General features: G+C 42.0%; 18 protein-coding genes. 12 read left to right on the plus strand and 6 right to left on the minus strand.

Annotation, left to right across the window (positions count from 1 at the left end):
• Nucleotides 1-142 precede the first annotated feature (142 nt).
• From hfq to radA, 7 genes are all read left to right on the plus strand, one after another.
• The gene (gene hfq / locus HCZ91_RS07775) at nucleotides 143-670 is read left to right on the plus strand and encodes an RNA chaperone Hfq (protein ID WP_179798945.1); all 528 of its coding nucleotides are present in this window, start codon (nucleotides 143-145) and stop codon (nucleotides 668-670) included.
• Between the two features lie 217 nt (nucleotides 671-887).
• Entirely contained in the window at nucleotides 888-1,880 is a 993-nt protein-coding gene (locus HCZ91_RS07780; protein WP_179798946.1) for a KpsF/GutQ family sugar-phosphate isomerase, read from the plus strand.
• A gap of 77 nt (nucleotides 1,881-1,957) precedes the next feature.
• Nucleotides 1,958-2,524, plus strand: coding sequence for an HAD hydrolase family protein (locus HCZ91_RS07785; protein WP_179798947.1), 567 nt, complete (start codon nucleotides 1,958-1,960; stop codon nucleotides 2,522-2,524).
• Nucleotides 2,521-3,105 carry an LPS export ABC transporter periplasmic protein LptC gene (gene lptC, locus HCZ91_RS07790; protein ID WP_057760443.1) on the plus strand — a complete coding sequence of 195 codons (585 nt, stop codon included), beginning with the start codon at nucleotides 2,521-2,523 and terminating at the stop codon, nucleotides 3,103-3,105. Before HCZ91_RS07785 ends, lptC begins: the two co-directional genes overlap by 4 nt.
• Nucleotides 3,106-3,263: 158 nt before the next feature.
• On the plus strand, nucleotides 3,264-3,752 hold the full coding sequence (gene lptA / locus HCZ91_RS07795) for a lipopolysaccharide transport periplasmic protein LptA (protein ID WP_179799007.1): 489 nt from the start codon (nucleotides 3,264-3,266) through the stop codon (nucleotides 3,750-3,752).
• A 74-nt stretch (nucleotides 3,753-3,826) separates the two neighbouring features.
• Nucleotides 3,827-4,606 carry an LPS export ABC transporter ATP-binding protein gene (gene lptB / locus HCZ91_RS07800; protein ID WP_179798948.1) on the plus strand — a complete coding sequence of 260 codons (780 nt, stop codon included), beginning with the start codon at nucleotides 3,827-3,829 and terminating at the stop codon, nucleotides 4,604-4,606.
• Between the two features lie 392 nt (nucleotides 4,607-4,998).
• Nucleotides 4,999-6,435, plus strand: coding sequence for a DNA repair protein RadA (radA, locus tag HCZ91_RS07805; protein ID WP_179798949.1), 1,437 nt, complete (start codon nucleotides 4,999-5,001; stop codon nucleotides 6,433-6,435).
• Nucleotides 6,436-6,596: 161 nt separating this feature from the next.
• Here the strand turns inward: radA and HCZ91_RS07810 are convergent, their stop codons facing one another.
• A complete protein-coding gene (locus HCZ91_RS07810; RefSeq protein ID WP_101205034.1) occupies nucleotides 6,597-7,211 on the minus strand; it encodes a septal ring lytic transglycosylase RlpA family protein in 615 nt (204 codons plus the stop codon).
• 833 nt (nucleotides 7,212-8,044) lie between these two features.
• Nucleotides 8,045-9,187 carry a rod shape-determining protein RodA gene (gene rodA / locus HCZ91_RS07815; RefSeq protein WP_057760433.1) on the minus strand — a complete coding sequence of 381 codons (1,143 nt, stop codon included), beginning with the start codon at nucleotides 9,185-9,187 and terminating at the stop codon, nucleotides 8,045-8,047.
• A gap of 284 nt (nucleotides 9,188-9,471) precedes the next feature.
• On the opposite strand from rodA, the gene HCZ91_RS07820 reads away from it, so the two are divergent.
• Both HCZ91_RS07820 and HCZ91_RS07825 read left to right on the plus strand, forming a co-directional pair.
• The gene (locus tag HCZ91_RS07820; protein ID WP_179798950.1) at nucleotides 9,472-10,419 is read left to right on the plus strand and encodes a D-Ala-D-Ala carboxypeptidase family metallohydrolase; all 948 of its coding nucleotides are present in this window, start codon (nucleotides 9,472-9,474) and stop codon (nucleotides 10,417-10,419) included.
• 268 nt (nucleotides 10,420-10,687) lie between these two features.
• Entirely contained in the window at nucleotides 10,688-11,263 is a 576-nt protein-coding gene (locus tag HCZ91_RS07825; RefSeq protein WP_179798951.1) for a hypothetical protein, read from the plus strand.
• A 148-nt stretch (nucleotides 11,264-11,411) separates the two neighbouring features.
• Here the strand turns inward: HCZ91_RS07825 and HCZ91_RS07830 are convergent, their stop codons facing one another.
• The 3 genes from HCZ91_RS07830 to HCZ91_RS07840 all read right to left on the minus strand — a co-directional run bounded on the left by HCZ91_RS07830 (nucleotide 11,412) and on the right by HCZ91_RS07840 (nucleotide 14,768).
• A complete protein-coding gene (locus tag HCZ91_RS07830; RefSeq protein WP_179798952.1) occupies nucleotides 11,412-12,989 on the minus strand; it encodes a pitrilysin family protein in 1,578 nt (525 codons plus the stop codon).
• A gap of 67 nt (nucleotides 12,990-13,056) precedes the next feature.
• Complete coding sequence (locus tag HCZ91_RS07835) at nucleotides 13,057-14,553, minus strand: pitrilysin family protein (RefSeq protein WP_179798953.1); 1,497 nt, start codon at nucleotides 14,551-14,553, stop codon at nucleotides 13,057-13,059.
• A 65-nt stretch (nucleotides 14,554-14,618) separates the two neighbouring features.
• Nucleotides 14,619-14,768 carry a hypothetical protein gene (locus HCZ91_RS07840; RefSeq protein ID WP_165598598.1) on the minus strand — a complete coding sequence of 50 codons (150 nt, stop codon included), beginning with the start codon at nucleotides 14,766-14,768 and terminating at the stop codon, nucleotides 14,619-14,621.
• A 621-nt stretch (nucleotides 14,769-15,389) separates the two neighbouring features.
• Here HCZ91_RS07840 and ftsY point away from each other — a divergent pair.
• Entirely contained in the window at nucleotides 15,390-16,445 is a 1,056-nt protein-coding gene (ftsY, locus tag HCZ91_RS07845; protein ID WP_218870101.1) for a signal recognition particle-docking protein FtsY, read from the plus strand.
• A gap of 54 nt (nucleotides 16,446-16,499) precedes the next feature.
• A complete protein-coding gene (locus tag HCZ91_RS07850; protein WP_179798955.1) occupies nucleotides 16,500-17,066 on the plus strand; it encodes a methylated-DNA--[protein]-cysteine S-methyltransferase in 567 nt (188 codons plus the stop codon).
• An 80-nt stretch (nucleotides 17,067-17,146) separates the two neighbouring features.
• On the opposite strand, the gene HCZ91_RS07855 is transcribed toward HCZ91_RS07850, so the two are convergent.
• Nucleotides 17,147-17,896 carry a YebC/PmpR family DNA-binding transcriptional regulator gene (locus HCZ91_RS07855; protein WP_179798956.1) on the minus strand — a complete coding sequence of 250 codons (750 nt, stop codon included), beginning with the start codon at nucleotides 17,894-17,896 and terminating at the stop codon, nucleotides 17,147-17,149.
• A 317-nt stretch (nucleotides 17,897-18,213) separates the two neighbouring features.
• Between HCZ91_RS07855 and HCZ91_RS07860 the strand changes: the two genes are divergently transcribed.
• A complete protein-coding gene (locus tag HCZ91_RS07860; RefSeq protein WP_057760421.1) occupies nucleotides 18,214-19,044 on the plus strand; it encodes an ion transporter in 831 nt (276 codons plus the stop codon).
• Nucleotides 19,045-19,048: the final 4 nt, after the last annotated feature.

Here is a 19,048-nt window from a genome sequence, read left to right on the forward strand (position 1 = left end):
CTTAAGAGCAACGAATATTTATTTAGATACGTTTTATAAAGAAAACACCTTATTGTATCTACCTTTTAGCCATTATAATTAAATTAACACTTAAAATAATTGGCACTCAAAACATAACTATATAATATTTAGGAGAGATTTCATGTCAAAAGGACAAACTTTACAAGATCCGTTCTTGAACTCGCTGCGCAAAGATCGCATTCCTGTCTCTATTTTTTTGGTAAATGGTATTAAATTACAAGGCCAAATTGAATCATTTGATCAATATGTTGTTCTCCTGAAAAATACAGTGAGCCAAATGGTATATAAGCACGCTATTTCAACAGTCGTGCCAGCACGTAATCCACGTAGTAGCACAACGACAGGTACAAGTGCTCAGCCTCAGAGCGCAGCACCGACTGGATATCAAGGCGGTGGCTTTGAACGTGGTAGCAACCCTGTTGCTGGCGGCTTTGAAGAACGTGGTTTTGCATCGAGTCGTAGTGGATTTAATCGCGGTGGTTTTAGCCAAGGTCAGGATCGTGGTTTTGAACGCGGTAGCTTCGGTCAAGGACAAGAGCGCGGGTTTGAGCGTGGTGGTTTTGGTCAAGATCGTGGGTTTGATGCCACGGCAGATAATACAGGCTTTGAAGATAAGCCAAACGACGGTTCTAATGATAGCAACAGCTAACTCATTGCCATAATCGAGCATGTTGTCTAGAAAATATTAAGACATGATTTATTCGTTTAAAACCTGCTGATATAGTGGGTTTTTTTTGTATAGCTAGCAGCAAGCTCTTTATTCAGTATAAAGCACTATATTAGTGTAGATTTTGTAGACTATTACTAATATGAAACATAGTGTAGTAAAATAGCGTATTGATTCATTATAAAAATAGAGCGGATTCATGAGTGATACCAAAAACAACTTAACCCATGAGCAATTTATTACCACTGCTATCGAGGCCATTAACACAGAGATATCTGCGTTAGCACTACTAACAGAGCAGATTGACGACAGATTTGCCCAAGCATGTGACATCATCCTGACTTGTAAGGGTCGAGTGGTAGTCACGGGCATGGGCAAATCAGGGCTAATTGGACGCAAGATTGCAGCGACCTTTGCCTCAACTGGTACGCCTGCTTTTTTTATGCATCCTGGTGAAGCAGGGCATGGCGATTTGGGTATGCTTGTAAAAGGTGATGTGCTGCTTGCTATTTCAAACTCAGGTGAGTCAGATGAAATCAAGATGCTATTGCCAGTGGTCAAACATCTAAATATCCCTCTCATCAGTATCAGTCGTGATAAGCGCGGTATGCTACCGCGAGCAGCTGACATTGTATTAACGCTAGGTCAATCGCAAGAGGCTTGTCCACTTAATCTAGCGCCTACCTCCAGTACGACAGCTACTTTAGCGCTCGGAGATGCATTGGCGGTTGCTTTAGTACACGCACGTAATTTCACTTCTGAAGATTTTGCATTATCGCATCCTGCTGGTGCCTTGGGTCGTCAGCTATTGACGCGTGTTGAAGATTTGATGCACACCAATTCAGAAGACTTGCCTTTGATTCATCAGCAAGCCCCATTGCAACAAGCTTTATTTACCATGTCTGCTGGGCGATTGGGCATGACAGTAGTGACTGATGATAACAATAAGGTCGTCGGTGTGTTCACAGATGGTGACTTGCGCCGAGGGTTAGAAAAAGGTATCGATCTACAAACGCCAATGCATGAAGTAATGGTCAGCAATCCACGCCATATCAGTAAAACGATGCGTGCGTCAGATGCGCTAAGTGTTATGAATGAGAGTGGTATTAGCCAGTTATTGATTATTGATGATGAAGGTCGTTTAGAAGCTATTATTACCGTGCATGATTTGCTGCAAGCTGGGGTCAAATAAGGTTTGTGAGTTGCCGTTGAAATAGTTAAGCTATATAGAATAACGCTTCGAAAATAAATATTAAAAAGAGACAAATAATGCAGGACTTGATACAGAAAGCCGGACAAGTAAAACTATTGGTCATGGATGTTGATGGTATTTTATCCAATGGTCAAATTATCTATGATGCTAATGGTGTTGAGACCAAAGCGTTCTCAGTACATGATGGTGTGGGTGTTAAGTCGTTAGCACGCTACGGTATTTTGACAGCCATTATTACCGGCCGTAGTAGTGCGATGGTGAATAAGCGAGCAGCAGAAATGGGCGTTAACCATGTGGTGCAAGGCCGTGATGATAAATTAATCGCATTAAACGAGCTGCTATCGTCTTTAGATCCTGCCCTGAATATCACTGCTGCCGACTGTGCCTATATGGGCGATGATTTACCGGATATCAAAGCAATGCAAACAGTAGGATTCGCGGCAACCGTACCTAACGCGCATGCTGAAGTTATCAAGCGCAGTGACATGGTAACGACTCGTGCTGGCGGTACTGGTGCAGTGCGCGAGATATGTGACCTTATTTTAAAAGGTCATGGACATTATCAAGACTTTATCGCGCATTACACGCTTGATGAGGCGCAAACTCAGGATAAACAGTCGTGAATACACGTGTCTTAATTGTATTAGCCTTAATTATTGCTGGTATCGCAGGTTGGTTTTTTCAGCAGCAAGGCGACGTAACGCCGCCAGTCAATATTGAAACAACAGATGTCGATTATGAAGCCACTGATATCAAAGCCGTGCAGACCAATGAACAAGGTGAAACCGAATACGAGCTTACCGCTGAGTCTTTGACGCATAATCCTGAGACCAATCAGGATGAAATGTCAGGCATTACCATGAATTGGGAACCATCTGCAGAGCAACGCTATCGTATTCAGGCGGGCAGTGCAGCTATTAGTCAACAGACAGGGGAGCTTAGTTTATCAGGTGGATTTACACTGGTGAGCGAAGGCAATAAGAGTACTCCTGATATCGAACCAATAAAAGTAACTGGTAGTACGCTAAAGGGCAATACGAAATCAGGCAAAGTATACAGTGACGCGCCTGTGAAAATCGAACAAGGCATGAATCGATTTGAAGCCTCTAGTATGACTGCCAATCTTGAGACGGGTGAGTATGAATTTGGCCAAGTGGCTGTTGCCTTTTCTCCATCTGAACGCCAAGATAAAGCATTATTTTAATCAAAGTCTTTCTTATTTACTGTGTCAAAAAATAGCAGCTAGCATAAAGTTTGCAAATCCTACCACCTATTATGAAATGAGTTATTTATATGAAACTTAAATTTTTGCCTACTTTACGCGCATCATCACTCTGCTTGCACAAATTGCGCGCACTGCCAATGGTGATGTTATTGGCGCTACCGCTATATAGTCACGCACTGCCATCAGATTCTAATCAGCAGATTAAATTACTAGCGGATAAAGCCACTTATAGTGAGCGTACTGGCGTGACCAGTTATGCAGGTAATGTCATTATTACTCAAGGTACGTTTAAGATGACGGCTGACAACATCACGGTCAATCTTTCTCAGCAGCGTAGCATTAATTCAGCGGTAGCAACTGGCCGTCCAGCGACTATGCAGCAAGTAGTCACGCAAGAGAAAGGCTTGGCAAAAGGTCAGGCTAATAAGATTGACTACAATGCAGTGTCTGGGATTATTACGCTAACTGGCAATGCAAAGTTGGTTCAGAATGGTGCAAGCTTCGCTGGTAATGTTATCCGTTATAGCCTAAAGGCAGGTGATGTTGAAGCGACTGCTGGTGGCAATCAGCGCGTTGAACTGGTATTCCCGCCTAACAACGGTACAAACCAAAGTGGCGTACGTTAATCCAAATAAACAGGCTATGAGTAAATAAGTCTGCCTTTAGCAATGCTTAAATTTTGTGAAAGTAAGAGTAAGTTATGAGCGATGATAAAAATCTAGACCTATCGGCATCAAATACCAATACGGCGCCCGTCGCTCGATTGACTATGCAAAATTTAGGCAAACGCTATGGTAAGCGTTGGGTAGTCAAAGACGTTTCATTTTCTGTCGAACAGGGTCAAGTCGTCGGACTGTTGGGGCCTAACGGTGCTGGTAAAACGACAAGCTTCTATATGGTGGTGGGACTGGTCAATATGGATAAGGGCCGCGTTACGCTAGGTAAAATGGACTTATCTAAATATGCAATGCACGAGCGAGCGCGTGCGGGTATCGGCTATCTACCACAAGAAGCATCAATCTTTCGTAAATTATCTATCGAAGATAATATCTTAGCTATCCTACAGACTCGTACAGAATTAAATAAAGCTGAACAACAGCAAGAACTTGAAAAGTTGATTGGCGAGTTCCATTTAGAACATGTGCGCAAGTCTCAGGGTATGAGCGTGTCAGGCGGTGAGCGTCGTCGCTGTGAGATTGCGCGAGCATTGGCCGCTGATCCTAAGTTTATCTTATTGGATGAGCCTTTTGCAGGGGTAGATCCTATCTCTGTCGGCGATATCAAAGACGTTATTTTGACGCTTAAAAATCGCGGCATTGGCGTTTTGATCACCGATCACAATGTTCGAGATACACTGGCTATTTGTGAAAAAGCTTATATCGTATCAGAAGGGGCTATCATTGCAGAAGGCACTTCGGCTGAAGTGTTAGAAAATGATTTAGTGAAATCCGTTTATCTAGGTAAAGACTTTCAAGTATAAGTGAGAGCGTTAAATTTCTTATCTCATACTCTATTTTATATAGTGCGCTCAAAACAAAAAGGTGCCGTTAAAGTAGCATTATCTGGTATGGATTTTCCTTACTTCCTATTCATTTTGTTTTCCAAATGCTGTGTAAAAGTTATACTAACAACTTTATATTTTCTGATTAACTAATAGAGCTGGCTACAACTATTTTATATAGAGCTTATAAGCCAGTTACTACTTATATCTACAATTAATATCTCTACAATTAACATCATCCTCTTTCAAGTACAGCTTGCAAAACTAATAGCTGACTTATCATAACAAATATTTTTAAATCAGCGCTTATAAAGCGTGACAATACTTTCTTCATTATTCTTGATTGATCCTCTGAATAAGGCTTATAAGCTATGGCAAAAAATAAAAGCAGCTATGTCTGTCAGCATTGCGGTGCGCATTTTGGCAAATGGGCTGGGCAGTGTACGGATTGCGGGGAATGGAATAGCTTGGTCGAAGCCCCAAATGTCAGCATGCCCCATCACAATAAGAGCACCGCGAAGCCTAATAACGCACGAGCTGCTACTCGTGGTAGCAGCGCGCCAGCTGGTAACTACTCTGGTACTCACAGTGCTGTCATGCCGCTTAATGCAGTAAGTGTGACGCTCGACACACGCCTACCAACCGGTATCAGTGAGTTCGATCGCGTACTGGGTGGTGGGTTAGTGGCGGGTTCCGTAGTGTTAATCGGTGGTGATCCAGGTATTGGTAAATCAACGATTTTGCTACAAACCGCGACCAATATGGCACGAGCTGATTCATTGGCAGGTAGTGCATTATACGTGACGGGTGAAGAGTCACTTGCACAGGTGGCCATGCGAGCCAAACGTTTAGACTTGCCTGCTGATAGACTGCGTGTATTGGCCGAAACTAACGTAGAAACTATCTGCGCTGCATTAACGCAAGAGCAGCCAGCCATCGCTATTATTGATTCTATTCAGACGATTTATACGGACGCTATTAACTCTGCGCCAGGTGGTGTCAGTCAGATTAGAGAGTCTGCTGCGATTTTGACTCGCTATGCTAAGCAAACGGGAACGGCACTATTTTTAGTAGGACATGTAACCAAAGAAGGTACGCTAGCGGGTCCGCGAGTATTGGAGCATATGGTTGATACCGTGCTTTATTTTGAAGGCCAATCTGACTCGCGTTTTCGTATGATTCGTGCGGTCAAGAATCGCTTTGGTGCGGTTAACGAACTGGGTATCTTTGGTATGACTGATATGGGGCTCAAAGAAGTCGCCAATCCATCAGCGATATTTTTAAGTCGTTACGATAAACCTGTTGCTGGATCTGTAGTAATGGTCAGCCGTGAAGGTACAAGGCCGTTACTAGTAGAAGTGCAGGCCTTGGTCGATGATTCACAAGGCTCACCTAGAAGAATGGCGCTAGGTTTAGACTTCCAACGTTTATCCATGCTACTAGCAGTGATGCATCGCCACGGCGGGATACATACCAGTGGACAAGATGTCTACGTCAACGTCGTTGGTGGCGTCAAAGTCATAGAGACAGGATCTGATTTGGCCGTACTGTTGGCCTGTGCTTCAAGTATTAAAGAGAGGGCGTTACCATCTTCATTAGCAGTATTTGGTGAAGTGGGTCTATCGGGCGAGATACGCCCAGTACCTAACGGACAAGAACGCTTGAAAGAAGCGATGAAACATGGGTTTAAACATGCCATCATTCCAAAGGCCAATGCGCCTGCTAAAGATGCGCCTCAGTTCAAAGGTATCAATGTGATTGCTGTTGAGCGTCTTGATGATGCCATCGAAAGCGCATTTGAGTTATAAAGTACATAGAATTAATAGTACTGTGTTTTGAGTAGTTCAGTCGCTACTATTAGTTTGGAATGATAAATATAAACCATAAAAAAAGCCTAACTAAGTATTAGTTAGGCTTTTTTGCTATATAGGCTAGCAATATTATTGGTCTTTAAAACCGATACCTAAAATTAAGGTCCTGCAACGCGCTCAATAGCAACGTTACCCACACCTTTGCTCGTAATACCGAGTTTTTTGGCAGCACCATAAGATAGGTCTAATACACGGTTACCATGGAATGGGCCACGATCGTTCACTTTTACCACGACACTTTTGCCATTGGTTTTGTTAGTGACTTTGACATAGCAGTTCAATGGTAATGAGCGATGCGCTGCAGTTAAACCGTTCATATCGAAAGTTTCACCACTGGCAGTCTTGCGACCATGAAACTTACGACCATACCAAGACGCAAGGCCAGTCTGCTTAAATTTGCTGACAGAGTTAGAGGCAACAGCTGTTAGGCGCTCTAATACATCTTCATCATTGGTAACTTGTGTCGTATCATTGGCTAACAATGAGCTGCTAAGTGCCAATGAGGTCGGCTGACGGGCTGACTTTACCAAACTTGATGCGCCATCATGTTGACGGCTTAATTCACCAAGTACACGGTCAATGTGGGAGGCGTTATCTTGCGAAATCATAGCAAGTGTGGTCTTTGCTTCTACAGCATTTGCATTGGTAGCAACTGCAGAGCCAGCAAATAACATTGCTGACATTGTAAGTAAACCAGATAAACGCTTGTTCATAAATACCTCTATAACTTATACATCAAAACCTAACTCTAAATATTTTAGATTGAGCATGGCATTAATCTATTGTTTTCATATTGATTAATGCGTGGCTCTTATAGATATTAATATATGGTAATTTTTCATTTCATTATCATCAGTGTTCAGCAGAAATAGAGCTAAAGTGACTGACGATACGCTCAAATGATAGTTAGCGATAAGCATTGAATACAAAGTCCAAAATCAGGACTGAGTGACAATGTCACTATATGTCGTATTTACATGATGTGCGATCTACAAACTTCATTAGAATGCTACGTTAATAAAAGGTTCAGAGGACATCGCGTATCGCTTTGTTATCAAACCGTTAATTAAGTAGTGTATTTGAAAGTCTGGAATCTACAAGATGCTAACTATACGGCTACGCTACAACCTAAATATATTTAAATGCAAAGTTTATTAGTAGCTATGTACGGGTTATGTATCAGAGTACAGTGAAACGAGGTTAACGCAATTTTTTGTAAAAAACAAGGAATAAAATCTTTCTGAACTTATAGGCGATTAACTCATATTGAAAATCATGTCTATTTACTATTAAAAATAAGAGGCACTAAAACGAACAATTATTTCGGATTTGTAACTATTCTAGTGATCGATATGAACATAAATTATATGAAGACCATTAAAATAAAAAAGCCACAGCGCTCAGAATAAAACTTTTCTTCACGCTATGGATCATTGTCTTTTATCAAATCATTTGTAGTACAAAACAATTTATCTTAATGGTACTACCATAATTATTATAACGACTTACTTGAAAGACGAATTATACAGAAAGTATATTATTCCAGTTAGCCGGATTTATGTGTATGGATAGACATGAGTAGGCCAAATCCTGCCATCAGAGTCACGATAGCCGTACCCCCATAACTAATAAATGGTAGTGGAACACCTACGACAGGCAAAATGCCGCCAACCATGCCGACATTGACGAATATATAAACAAAGAAAGACATAGCGATAGCACCAGCCAACAATCTACTATAAACATCAGGATGAGTGAAAGCGATATATAAGGCGCGTGAAAGAAGGCAGAAATAAATGAACATCAGTAGCATCACACCGAGTAAACCAAACTCTTCGGAGAAGGCGGCAATAATAAAGTCAGTATGGCCTTCTGGTAGGAAATGTAGGTGTGATTGCGTGCCTTCTAGATAGCCTTTTCCAGTAAGACCACCAGAGCCAATGGCTGTCTTCGATTGAATGATGTTCCATCCAGCACCTTGTACATCTGCTTCAGGATTAAGGAGTGTTAATACCCGCGTACGCTGATAGTCATGAAGTAAAAAGTTCCAAGCAAAAGCAATAAACGGCACAGCTAAAATTACAGCAGCAGAAATCAATCGCCACGAGAGGCCTGCTAAGAAAAGCACAAATATGCCGCTAGCAGCGACCAGTAACGACGTACCAAGATCAGGCTCTTTAGCAATCAATAGTACCGGTACAATGATCAATGCTAAGGTAATAGCAATGCTAGATGCTGACGGTGGCAAATCACGCTTAGACAAAAACCAAGCACACATCATTGGCATACCAAGCTTCATAAACTCTGAAGGCTGCACACTACCGAACCCAGGCAAATTGATCCAGCGCTGAGCACCCATACGTACTTCACCGATAATATCTACCAATACCAATAATATAAGTCCTAAGACATAAAATATGGGCGTAAAAGTACGATAGAGACTGGGCGGTATCTGCGCCATGGTAAACATTACCGCGAATGCCACTCCATAACTGACCATTTGGCGAATAACCATACCAATATCTTGGCTGGCGGCGCTGTATAGAATCGTCAGACCAATACAACAAACCGTCAATAACAGTAAAGTTAACCATGGGTCGATATGAATACGTTGCCATAGCGTCGGTGCATGACCTTGACCCAAATGATGGCTCTGACGTGAAAAACGATATTGCGGGTTAGAAGACATAGGCAGAATTTGGCTAACAATTGGTGTAGGAGGGAAGGACTAACTAAATTATCTCATTGTAAATAATGATGAGAAGCGTACTTAAAAGTACCGACTTTAATAAAAGTATGCGAGCACGCGATGGCTATATCATTCACAAATAATAATAAAGTCACTCAATTATAAAAGTTGTAAGGATAAGTGTTAATTATCAATATTGGACTTCAAATTAGAAGCGATAGTTTAGCCTGCTTGTTGAAAATTTGATAGTATCGATAAAACGTTTTTAGCGGTAGTTTATTGCAATGATAAAATCAAAAATCCATGCGTATAGGCAAATTTGCCAACCTATTATCACCCTTATCCTATGTGCTGGCAGTGTCAGTGCTCATGCCGTTATCATCAGTGATGATAGTGAACGCCGTATTCAAATACGTCAAAGTAGCAGTACAAGCAATAACAGTAATGCGTATATAACGCCCTCTACTAACAGCTCAAATCAGCGTCCTGGTGTTACCATGTTGAGTGGTGCGAACGCATCAAATAGCGACAGTATGCAAAACTTGATTGTACAAAAACAGCGTGATTTCGAGATTGATGCTAGGTTGTCCATTGAAGAAAACAAACGTGTGAATGTAGTGAGACGCGGTACTACTTATAGTACAGCAAACAACACCTATAATGGTGCTTATAACGATTCTATGAATATGGACTTTAATGCATGGTTAAATAGCAATAGTTATCGTGCCAGACAAGTAGCAGAGTATGAGCGTTATCTTAGCGCACGAGTCGGATCACAGAATGTACCGCCATTGTCTCAACTGCTGACGACTGCCCGTAGTTGGAGTAAATGCGGATATGAGCCTTATCAACTGCCACCTCAAGAGCTATGGTCTAACATTGTACCAACATTGCGCCTTTATAGTGAGTTGAAAAACCAAGGTATTTTACCACTCAGCAGTGAGATACGTTCGGTATATCGTAACCCAGGTTTGAATGACTGTGCAGGCGGGGCAGACAGTAGTAAGCATATGAATGCAAGTGCTATGGATATCTGGGTGCCTGAGTACGAAGACAATTTATGGCGCTTGAGTACCATGCATGATGGCTTATGTCAGTTTTGGCAGTATCAAGGGCAGCCTTATAATTTTGGCTTAGGATTATATGCGACAGGGGCTATTCATTTAGATACTGATGGTTATCGTAAGTGGGGGTTCAATCACGCTAGTAGTTCCTCTTCTTGCCGCTATTAATTGATTTATCAAGAATCGAGAATTCAAATAATTATAAAGTTAGCCGAGATAACGCTAGATATATATTCATTTTTATATATACTATTCCGGTGTTTACTAAAAATAATAATTTTGTAATTATTTGGTAGGATTCGTAGGATAGACGCATGAGTTCATTAAAAATTTGTTTGGTCTTTAAAAACTATGCTTTAATAATATCTGTTATCAATCGCCTTTATATTTTCATGGCTTATAAAGAAAACCACCAAATTTACTTTAAGCGAAAACTATGAAAAATCAGCGCTCGACAATGAAAATCTATCATAAATTAAATAACGAAAAGCAAGGTCTTTTGCACTCGAACTATAAGTATGGCGCTTTGTTTACTTCTGCACTTATGTCGGTATTATTGATTAATGCGTGTAGTACAGAGATGTCCTCTGAAAACAATATGATAGTGACGGATAAAGCTGATAGACATATACAAAGCTCTAAAGAGATAGAAGATAGTATCAAGAACTCTTATGCTCGTTTGGCGTCTAAGCGCTCTGATGTCTGTCCAAAATTAATTCAAGAAGAAACGGGTAATCAGGTTATTGAACGTATATCAGAGGTCATGGTAAATGACTACTGTGATTATTTTTTATATCCGCGAGAGGGTCAGCGCCTCAATGTTAAAGTAGATAACCGTCAAATAGAAGCGCTATTAATTGTGCCGACGCTACATAATTTTGCCAATGGTAATTATAAAGTGACGTCTTATGATAAGCATGTTATCCGTTTGAGCTATAACGGGGCTACCCATAAGCCTGAGCATTTTGTCTATGATGTTGCGCTAAAAATTTCTGACGCCAAGTATTCCTAATGCCAAGCATTAAGAATGTTCTGCTTCTTATTTAAAGATTATAGCCGTTCAAATATTTAAATGGACATATTATGAGTAGTATTTTTTACCATTTATAATACGTCCATTGGATTGATAACGCTTATTTCTAATATTGCTTCCTAGCGATTTATTTCTTACTGGTTTTTTCTACCACTTTCTTTTCTTTCCAAGGATCTTCTTGCCCAACCGTAACTATTAAAAAGTTATCAGGCTTTAGCGTATCTCGCATGGTTTGATTGACCTCTGAAAGTGTGACTTGATCAATGCGATTGGTATAGTCAGCTAAGTAATTATTCGGCAATTGGTAAAAATTCATCATTCCAAGTAAGCTATTAATACCAGCATTGCTCGCAAACCCCATCGGGAAGCTGTTTTTCAAATTATCTGTAGTTAAGCGCATCTCCTCATTGGTGATACCCTTGTCTAGCGTCTCATTGATAACCGCTAAGCTTGCATCAATAGCCGCACGCGCCTTGTCATTACGTGTTGAAAAACCAATCTGGTAGGGACCTCGAGAGAGCATCGGATTCATCGATCCCGAGATTCCATAAGTATAGCCGAGGTTCTGTCTTACCTCCGTCATTAGTCGCGCATTAAAGTCACTGCCTGCCATGACTTCGTTTCCAACAGCAAAGTTGGTCTGCTGCTGCTGTGCTATTGGGTCAGTTGCCCGTTTACTACCCAGCTGTCCCATGAGTACAGTGGTTTGAGTGCTTGGGAATGGAATATGAACGTGCTGCGCTTTAGTAAGCGGTTTCGGCTCAGGTAAATCAGTGGCAGCTTGGCCGGTAGGCAATTTAGCAGTGATGTCTTCTGCCAGTTTTTTGGCTTGTTTTAATGTCAGGTTGCCGGTCATAGCAACAGACGCGTTTGCTGCAACTAGATATTTATTTTTAAAGTCTATCAGTTGTTGCTTCTCAATCGTAGGAACGCTTTCTAGCGTGCCGACTGATGGATGCGCGTAAGGGTGAGTACCATATAGAGCCTCGTTGAAAGCGATACTTGCTAAGCTATTGGGATCTTGTTTTTGTTGCTGCAGGCCTACCAACAGTCTTGCTTTATTGCGAGCTAGAACTTGCTCGTCAAAGGTAGGTTCACTCACCATCTGTGTCATTAGGTCAATGGCTGGCAGGAGATGCTTATCATCAGATAGGCTACGCAGTGAAACAATAAACATATCCTTATAGGCGCTACTGCTTAGATTGATGCCCAACGTTTCCACTGCACGAGTAAATGCATTTTCATCTAGGCTTTTTGAGCCCTGTTCGAGCATCGTCGCTGTCATATTCGCAATACCAAAACCATCCTTTTTGATACTACCATCACGCGCGCTACCAGCATTAAAACGCAAATCAACATCGACAATTGGCAAGGTGGTCGTTTGTACAAACATAACAGGTACGCCAGACTTGGTCTTAAACTGTTGAATGGTCGGTACGGTGACTTTTAAAGGTTTGTCATCGGCTAAGCTGGTCAGTTTAGATAAGGCAGCAATTGGCGCACTTGCATCGACTGCAGCAGGTGAGCGGTAATCTTCAGCAGCTGTTGTATCAGCTTGAGCAGTAGTAGCCAAGATACCAAAAGCAAAAATTACGCTAGCACTGAGATAAGATCCCTTTTTAGATGCGATAGTGCTTCTTATAGAGGCTGAAGCAGTTTTAAAAGATTTTGGTTTTGCTTTAGAGTCGTATTTATTCTGAATCATGAGTTTCTTCTTATTAAGAATACGGTGCTATGGCCATTTTTATGAGACGTTTGATAATAGGCAGCGACTATTTCGCTGGGGTTTTACTGTCTTTAGGTGGCACGACATGCATCACCGTCAAGTTGTCTTTGACCAAATATTTTTTGCTGGCAGCCTGAATGTCAGCCACACTGATACCGTCGAGCTTAGTTGGCAGTTTAGCAAGCAGTCTGTCATCTAGACCGATAGATTGTAACGAGCCAATCATACGTGCCTGTCCTTCCATGCTGTCTTGCGCATAAATCAAACCAGTAACCGTATTGGTCTTGGCGCGACTGATCTCGTCATCGGCAATAGGATCGGTTTTTAGCTTTTCTATTTCCGAAGTTATAGCTTGTTGTGCTTGCTCTAAGCTGACGCCTTCACGAGGTGTTGCTTGTATTAAAAACAGCCCATCACCGCGATCTAACAAGTCGTAAGAAGTACCAACTGTAGTAAGCAGACCTTGCTCACGTATTAGTCGACTCTCTAAGCGTGCAGATAAGCCGCCATCGAGCACATCTTGCGCAAGTGACAGGGCATAAGCTTGTTTTTCATTGTTTGAGCCTGCCGTGGCAAGGCTTGGCACGTTGTAACCCATCAGTAGAACGGGCACTTGTACGGCTTGCTCGGAGTCTACCTTTTGATAACCACGAAAGCCTTTTTGAGTCACAGAAGTACGCTTGGGTAGGTTGCTTTTTTCTAAATCACCGAAGTAACGTTTTACTTGAGTGAGTACTTCTTGTGGTTGTACGTCGCCGACAATGACTAACGTTGCATTATTTGGTGCATACCACGTCTTATACCAGTCTTTTAAATCTGAAAGTTTGATCGATTCTAGCTCGCTCATAGGTCCAATGACAGATTCGCCTTTTGGGCTGTCAGGTAAGGCCAGCAGACGAAATGACTCATACGCTTTGGCAAGGGGATTGTCATCAGTACGTTGGCGACGCTCTTCCATGACCACTTGATGCTCTTTGGCAAATTCTTTGTCATCGAATATAAGGTTTTTCATGCGATCTGCTTCAAGCTCTAACGCTAATGGCATACGATTGGCAGGGAACAGCTCGTAGTATCCGGTATAGTCATAGCTGGTAAAGGCATTGTTGACGCCGCCAAACTTAGCAATTAGCCGCTCATAATCATCACTAGAGACATTGGTCGTGCCCTTAAACATCATGTGCTCAAGCAAGTGAGAGATACCACCTTTATCAAGAGGCTCATCTGCCGAGCCCACTCGGTACCAGATTTGTGTCATAGCGACTGGGGCACGGTGGTCTTCTTTTATAACGACTTTTAGACCGTTTTCTAACTGATATTCATGTCGACCTGACATGTCCATTGTCAACTCAGACGGCTGTGTGTCTTTGCTCGTTTTATTCTCATCTGATATGTTTTGAGCCAAGCTATCTGTTGTGATTGAGCTTGTCGCGGTTGCAGAATTAGTAGGCATCGTGTTGGTTTGACACGCAGTAAGTGACGCTGCTACTGCTAAGGCACAAGCCATGCGTAATGGCGCAGCTGCTATAGGTAAAGACAATGGCATGGTATGGTCTACTTATATAGAATAATAATAGAAGAATTAAATGCTAATCATAGTGATAGAAGACATTACAAAGAAGTCTGAGCACCAACCATAACGCTAGCAGTCGGTCTAAACTCTTGCGTCGTCGTGCAACCTGTCACCAATATAGTCGTCGTTAATAAAACAGCTACACTGATGCTGCTGATTTTTTTGTAGTGCTTAGAGAGTAATGACATAACGGATTCCTAATAAGTATTTATCGAATAAGTCTTGGTAGAGTAGGCGAAGTCTGACAAGTAACAGGTCAGAATTTTGTGTCCAAACCTTAAGCAAAACTTTCTCAAATCATCGAGTGATTTTTTAAACAGATAAATTTTGACGATAGTCTAATAGGGTAAGGGCTGAGCATGACTTGAATTATGCTAAAATAGGTCAAAATTAGATATTATGTCGCTTGTAGCCAGATGACAATATGTAAATCCATTAACAATAAACAAATAGTTGATCGTGATAACTTTTAGGGCAAATTTATGAACAACCCAAACAATAGCAACCGCGTAGTCATTAACCTTGATGCTGGTCTTGACGACTTAGATGACGATGATATTACCTTACCCAGTCTACCAGTGCAATCTGTGCCCATTATTGATGAAACAGAGAGTATTGCTCCACAGAAGGACAGTACGGTAAACCAGGACGTCTCTAGCAATGATGCTGCAGAAAATATTGCTTTGGCGACGCCAATTGTCATGACAGAAGAGCATAATGTCCCTAAAGGTAATTCTGAAAGCTTTTCAAGCGCTACAGAGACAGGCGCTGCTACAAGTCAAACTAATACTGCGTCAACCATTCCTGCTATGCCATTGCAAGAGCAATTGGGCGATACACCAAGTGTAAACCCAGTGGCTGAAAGCGACACACAGGCAGCTACTACCAAAGAGCCTGCTACAGAGTCACAAGAGACAAAAGAAAATAAGAAGAAAGGCAGCTGGTTCAACCGTATGAAAACGGGCCTCAGTAAGTCACGCAAAAACTTAGCCGAAGGCATGGTCAGTATCTTAATCGGTGGTAAAGAGATTGATGACGAGCTATTAGAAGAAGTCGAAGATCAGCTATTGGTAGCCGATATTGGCGTCAACGCGACGAACCGTATCATCAAGAGCCTCACCGAGCAAACAGATCGTGGTGACTTGATCTATGCACATTCTTTATATAAAGCATTGCAAAGTGAATTGGTTGATATCCTCACACCAAAAGTTGAGCCATTGGTGATTGATACTAGCAAAAAGCCATTCGTTATATTAGTAGTAGGTGTCAATGGCGTAGGGAAAACCACAACGATTGGTAAGCTTGCCAAGCGTCTACAGGGTGAAGGTAAATCAGTTATGCTGGCAGCGGGTGATACGTTCCGTGCGGCAGCTACTGAGCAGCTACAGATTTGGGGCGAGCGTAATCATATTCCAGTGGTAGCGCAAGGTCATGGTTCTGACAGCGCTTCTGTCATTTTTGATGCGATGCAGTCAGCCAAAGCAAAAAATATCGATGTGCTCATCGCCGATACTGCTGGACGTCTGCAAAACAAAACACATTTGATGGCAGAATTGGAGAAGGTCGTACGTGTCATGCGTAAGGCGGATCCAAGTGCTCCGCATGAAGGTATGATTGTGCTGGATGCTGGCACGGGTCAAAATGCTATCAACCAAGTCGAACTGTTTAATAAAGTTGTGCCACTGACAGGCATCACCATTACTAAGCTAGACGGTACTGCTAAAGGTGGTGTGGTGTTTAATATTGCCGAAACGACAGATGTGCCTATCCGCTATATTGGTGTGGGTGAGACTATTGATGACTTGCGTTCTTTTAGTCCGAAGCAATTTGTCGCCGCTTTATTCGAGACCGACGATAAAGAATAAGAGAGCCAGTTTTATCTGGTAAATCATTTTTAAAAGAATAGGGAAGTAGACGCTATGATAGTTACCACAGCAGCCTTTGGATTACATCGATTAACACTGATTGCTCGTGTCAATGAACATGGTCAGCCTATGCTCGTTGAAGCCAACTGGCTGCTGGCAGATAACTCATGGCATAGCTCAAAATCTGTACCCAAACTTAAAAAGTACTATGGACTGACAGATGAAGACTTTACCTTTATAGATAAAAATAGCCTAAGCATGAATGAACCTGCTCAAGCGTTATTAATAGAAACGATTTTTCAACTTAAAGACTATGCTGATGGTAAACGTAAGACATTGGATTTGCCTTTAGACTTCTCTATGGGTACTGAGTTCCAGAAAAGAGTATGGCAGGCACTACAAGGTATTGAGTATGGCGAAACCATCAGCTATGCCACACTCGCGCAGCGTGTCAACAGTCCAAAGGGATTCCGTGCGGTTGCGCAGGCCAATGGCAAAAACCCTTTTAGCATTATTGTTCCTTGTCATCGAGTGATTGCCAGCGACGGTAAGCTCGGTGGTTATACAGGCGGGCTAGATAAAAAAGAGTATTTACTATCATTAGAAGGAAGTTGGACGTAAAACTGAGTCTGGAGCTATTTTAATAAAAAAGGGCCAAATACTTTTAGTATCTGGCCCTTTTTACTGAACAATTAATACGCTTATGCTTCAAGCTGAGCCATGACGTCAGCAGAGAAGCTCACGTTAGTATAAACCTCTTGCACATCATCAGCATCTTCTAGCATATCAATCATCTTCATGATCTTTTCAGCATCATCGACATTGTCGATCTCAGCCGTGGTAGATGGTGACATAGTAACCTCGGCGCTGTCAGAAACAAGACCAGCCGCATTAAGAGCATCTTGGACTTGACCGAAACTTTCCCATTCAGTGATAACGAGTAAGCTTTCACCATCATTTTCGATATCAATGGCGCCCGCATCTAGTGCAACGAGCATGACCTCATCTTCTAAGCTGACATCGTTAAAAGTGATTTCGCCACGTTTAGTGAATAGGTACGCCACTGAGCCTGATGTGCCAAGATTACCATCATTCTTGGTAAAAGCATGACGTACTTCGCTGACCGTACGATTAAGGTTATCCGTCATGGTTTCGACCAGTACAGCCACACCACCAACACCATAACCCTCGTAACTGACTTCTTCCATATTCTCATTATCGCCGCCACCTGTACCACGATCGACAGCACGATTAATCGTGTCGCGCGTCATATTGACTGATAGGGCTTTTTCGATAACGGCACGTAAGCGTGGGTTTTTGTCAGGATCGGGATCGCCTTGTTTGGCAGCTGAAACGATTTCGCGAATAATCTTGGTAAATATCTTACCCCTTACTGCATCCTGACGGGCTTTGCGGTGTTTAATATTTGCCCATTTTGAATGGCCTGCCATATAACATCCTTAAGTTCTACGTACTATTTTTATGGGTAAAAAAAGTGATCAACAACAACCTTCGATATCTGATTGCCTAATTTTATACTATCATTACTTTGTCTATTTGAGGTAGTAGCGCTACTGGCACGTTAACGATTTGTATGTTGTTGAGAGTGCTTTTTTGCTACACTGTGGCAACTTATAGATTGTATTCACTGTGATAGGTGAGCGATATTATAAACCAGTTTTAGCTATTTTGACCAACTTGCCCGTATCCATCACATTTTAAGTCATTGCGTGCTATCAAGCCATTGATTTTATAAAGTACTGATTCTATGAAGCAACCAACCGCCGAAGCTCTTACACACTTGCGTAACCGTACGCATATCATTATTGAAGGCACCGATACTCGTCTGGGTAAGCTCTTTGATATTGTGTTGCTGATTGCAATTTTAGCCAGTGTGGCCGTCGTCATGCTTGATAGTGTGCTATATATGCGTTTGCAGTATGGCACGTTGTTCTTTTATGCAGAGTGGTTTTTTACCATTTTGTTTACCATTGAGTATGCGTTAAGGCTGTTTTCAGCACCCAACCGCTTACGCTATGCTTTTAGTTTCTTTGGGATAGTAGACTTACTGTCTGTATTGCCAAGTTATTTGAGCCTAATGTTTGTGGGTGTACAGTATCTACTGGTGATACGGGTATTGCGTATTTTACGTGTATTCCGCGTTCTTAAGCTCAAGGCCTATATGCAACAGGCTGGGTTCTTGGCGTCGGCATTAAAAACCAGTCAGCAGAAAATTACGGTTTTCTTCCTATCGCTTGTATTGTTAGTAACCATCTTTGGTTCAATTATTTATGTGGTAGAAGGGCCGGAAAATGGATTTACCAGTATTCCATTGTCTATCTACTGGGCAGTTGTCACGATGACGACGGTTGGCTATGGTGATATGTCACCTAAAACACCGCTCGGCCAAGCAATTGCAACCATGGTCATGATCACGGGTTATTCGATTATTGCTGTACCAACAGGTATTTTTACGTCAGAGTTAGCACGTAATATGCGTCCACAGCTTAACCCAGTGACTTGTCCAAACTGTGGTAAGTTCGGCCATGCAGTAGGGGCAGACTTTTGCGATCGTTGTGGACACGCGCTACATATCTAAAAAT

It is taken from the genome of Psychrobacter sp. BI730, assembly GCF_013414195.1.
Lineage (GTDB): Bacteria > Pseudomonadota > Gammaproteobacteria > Pseudomonadales > Moraxellaceae > Psychrobacter.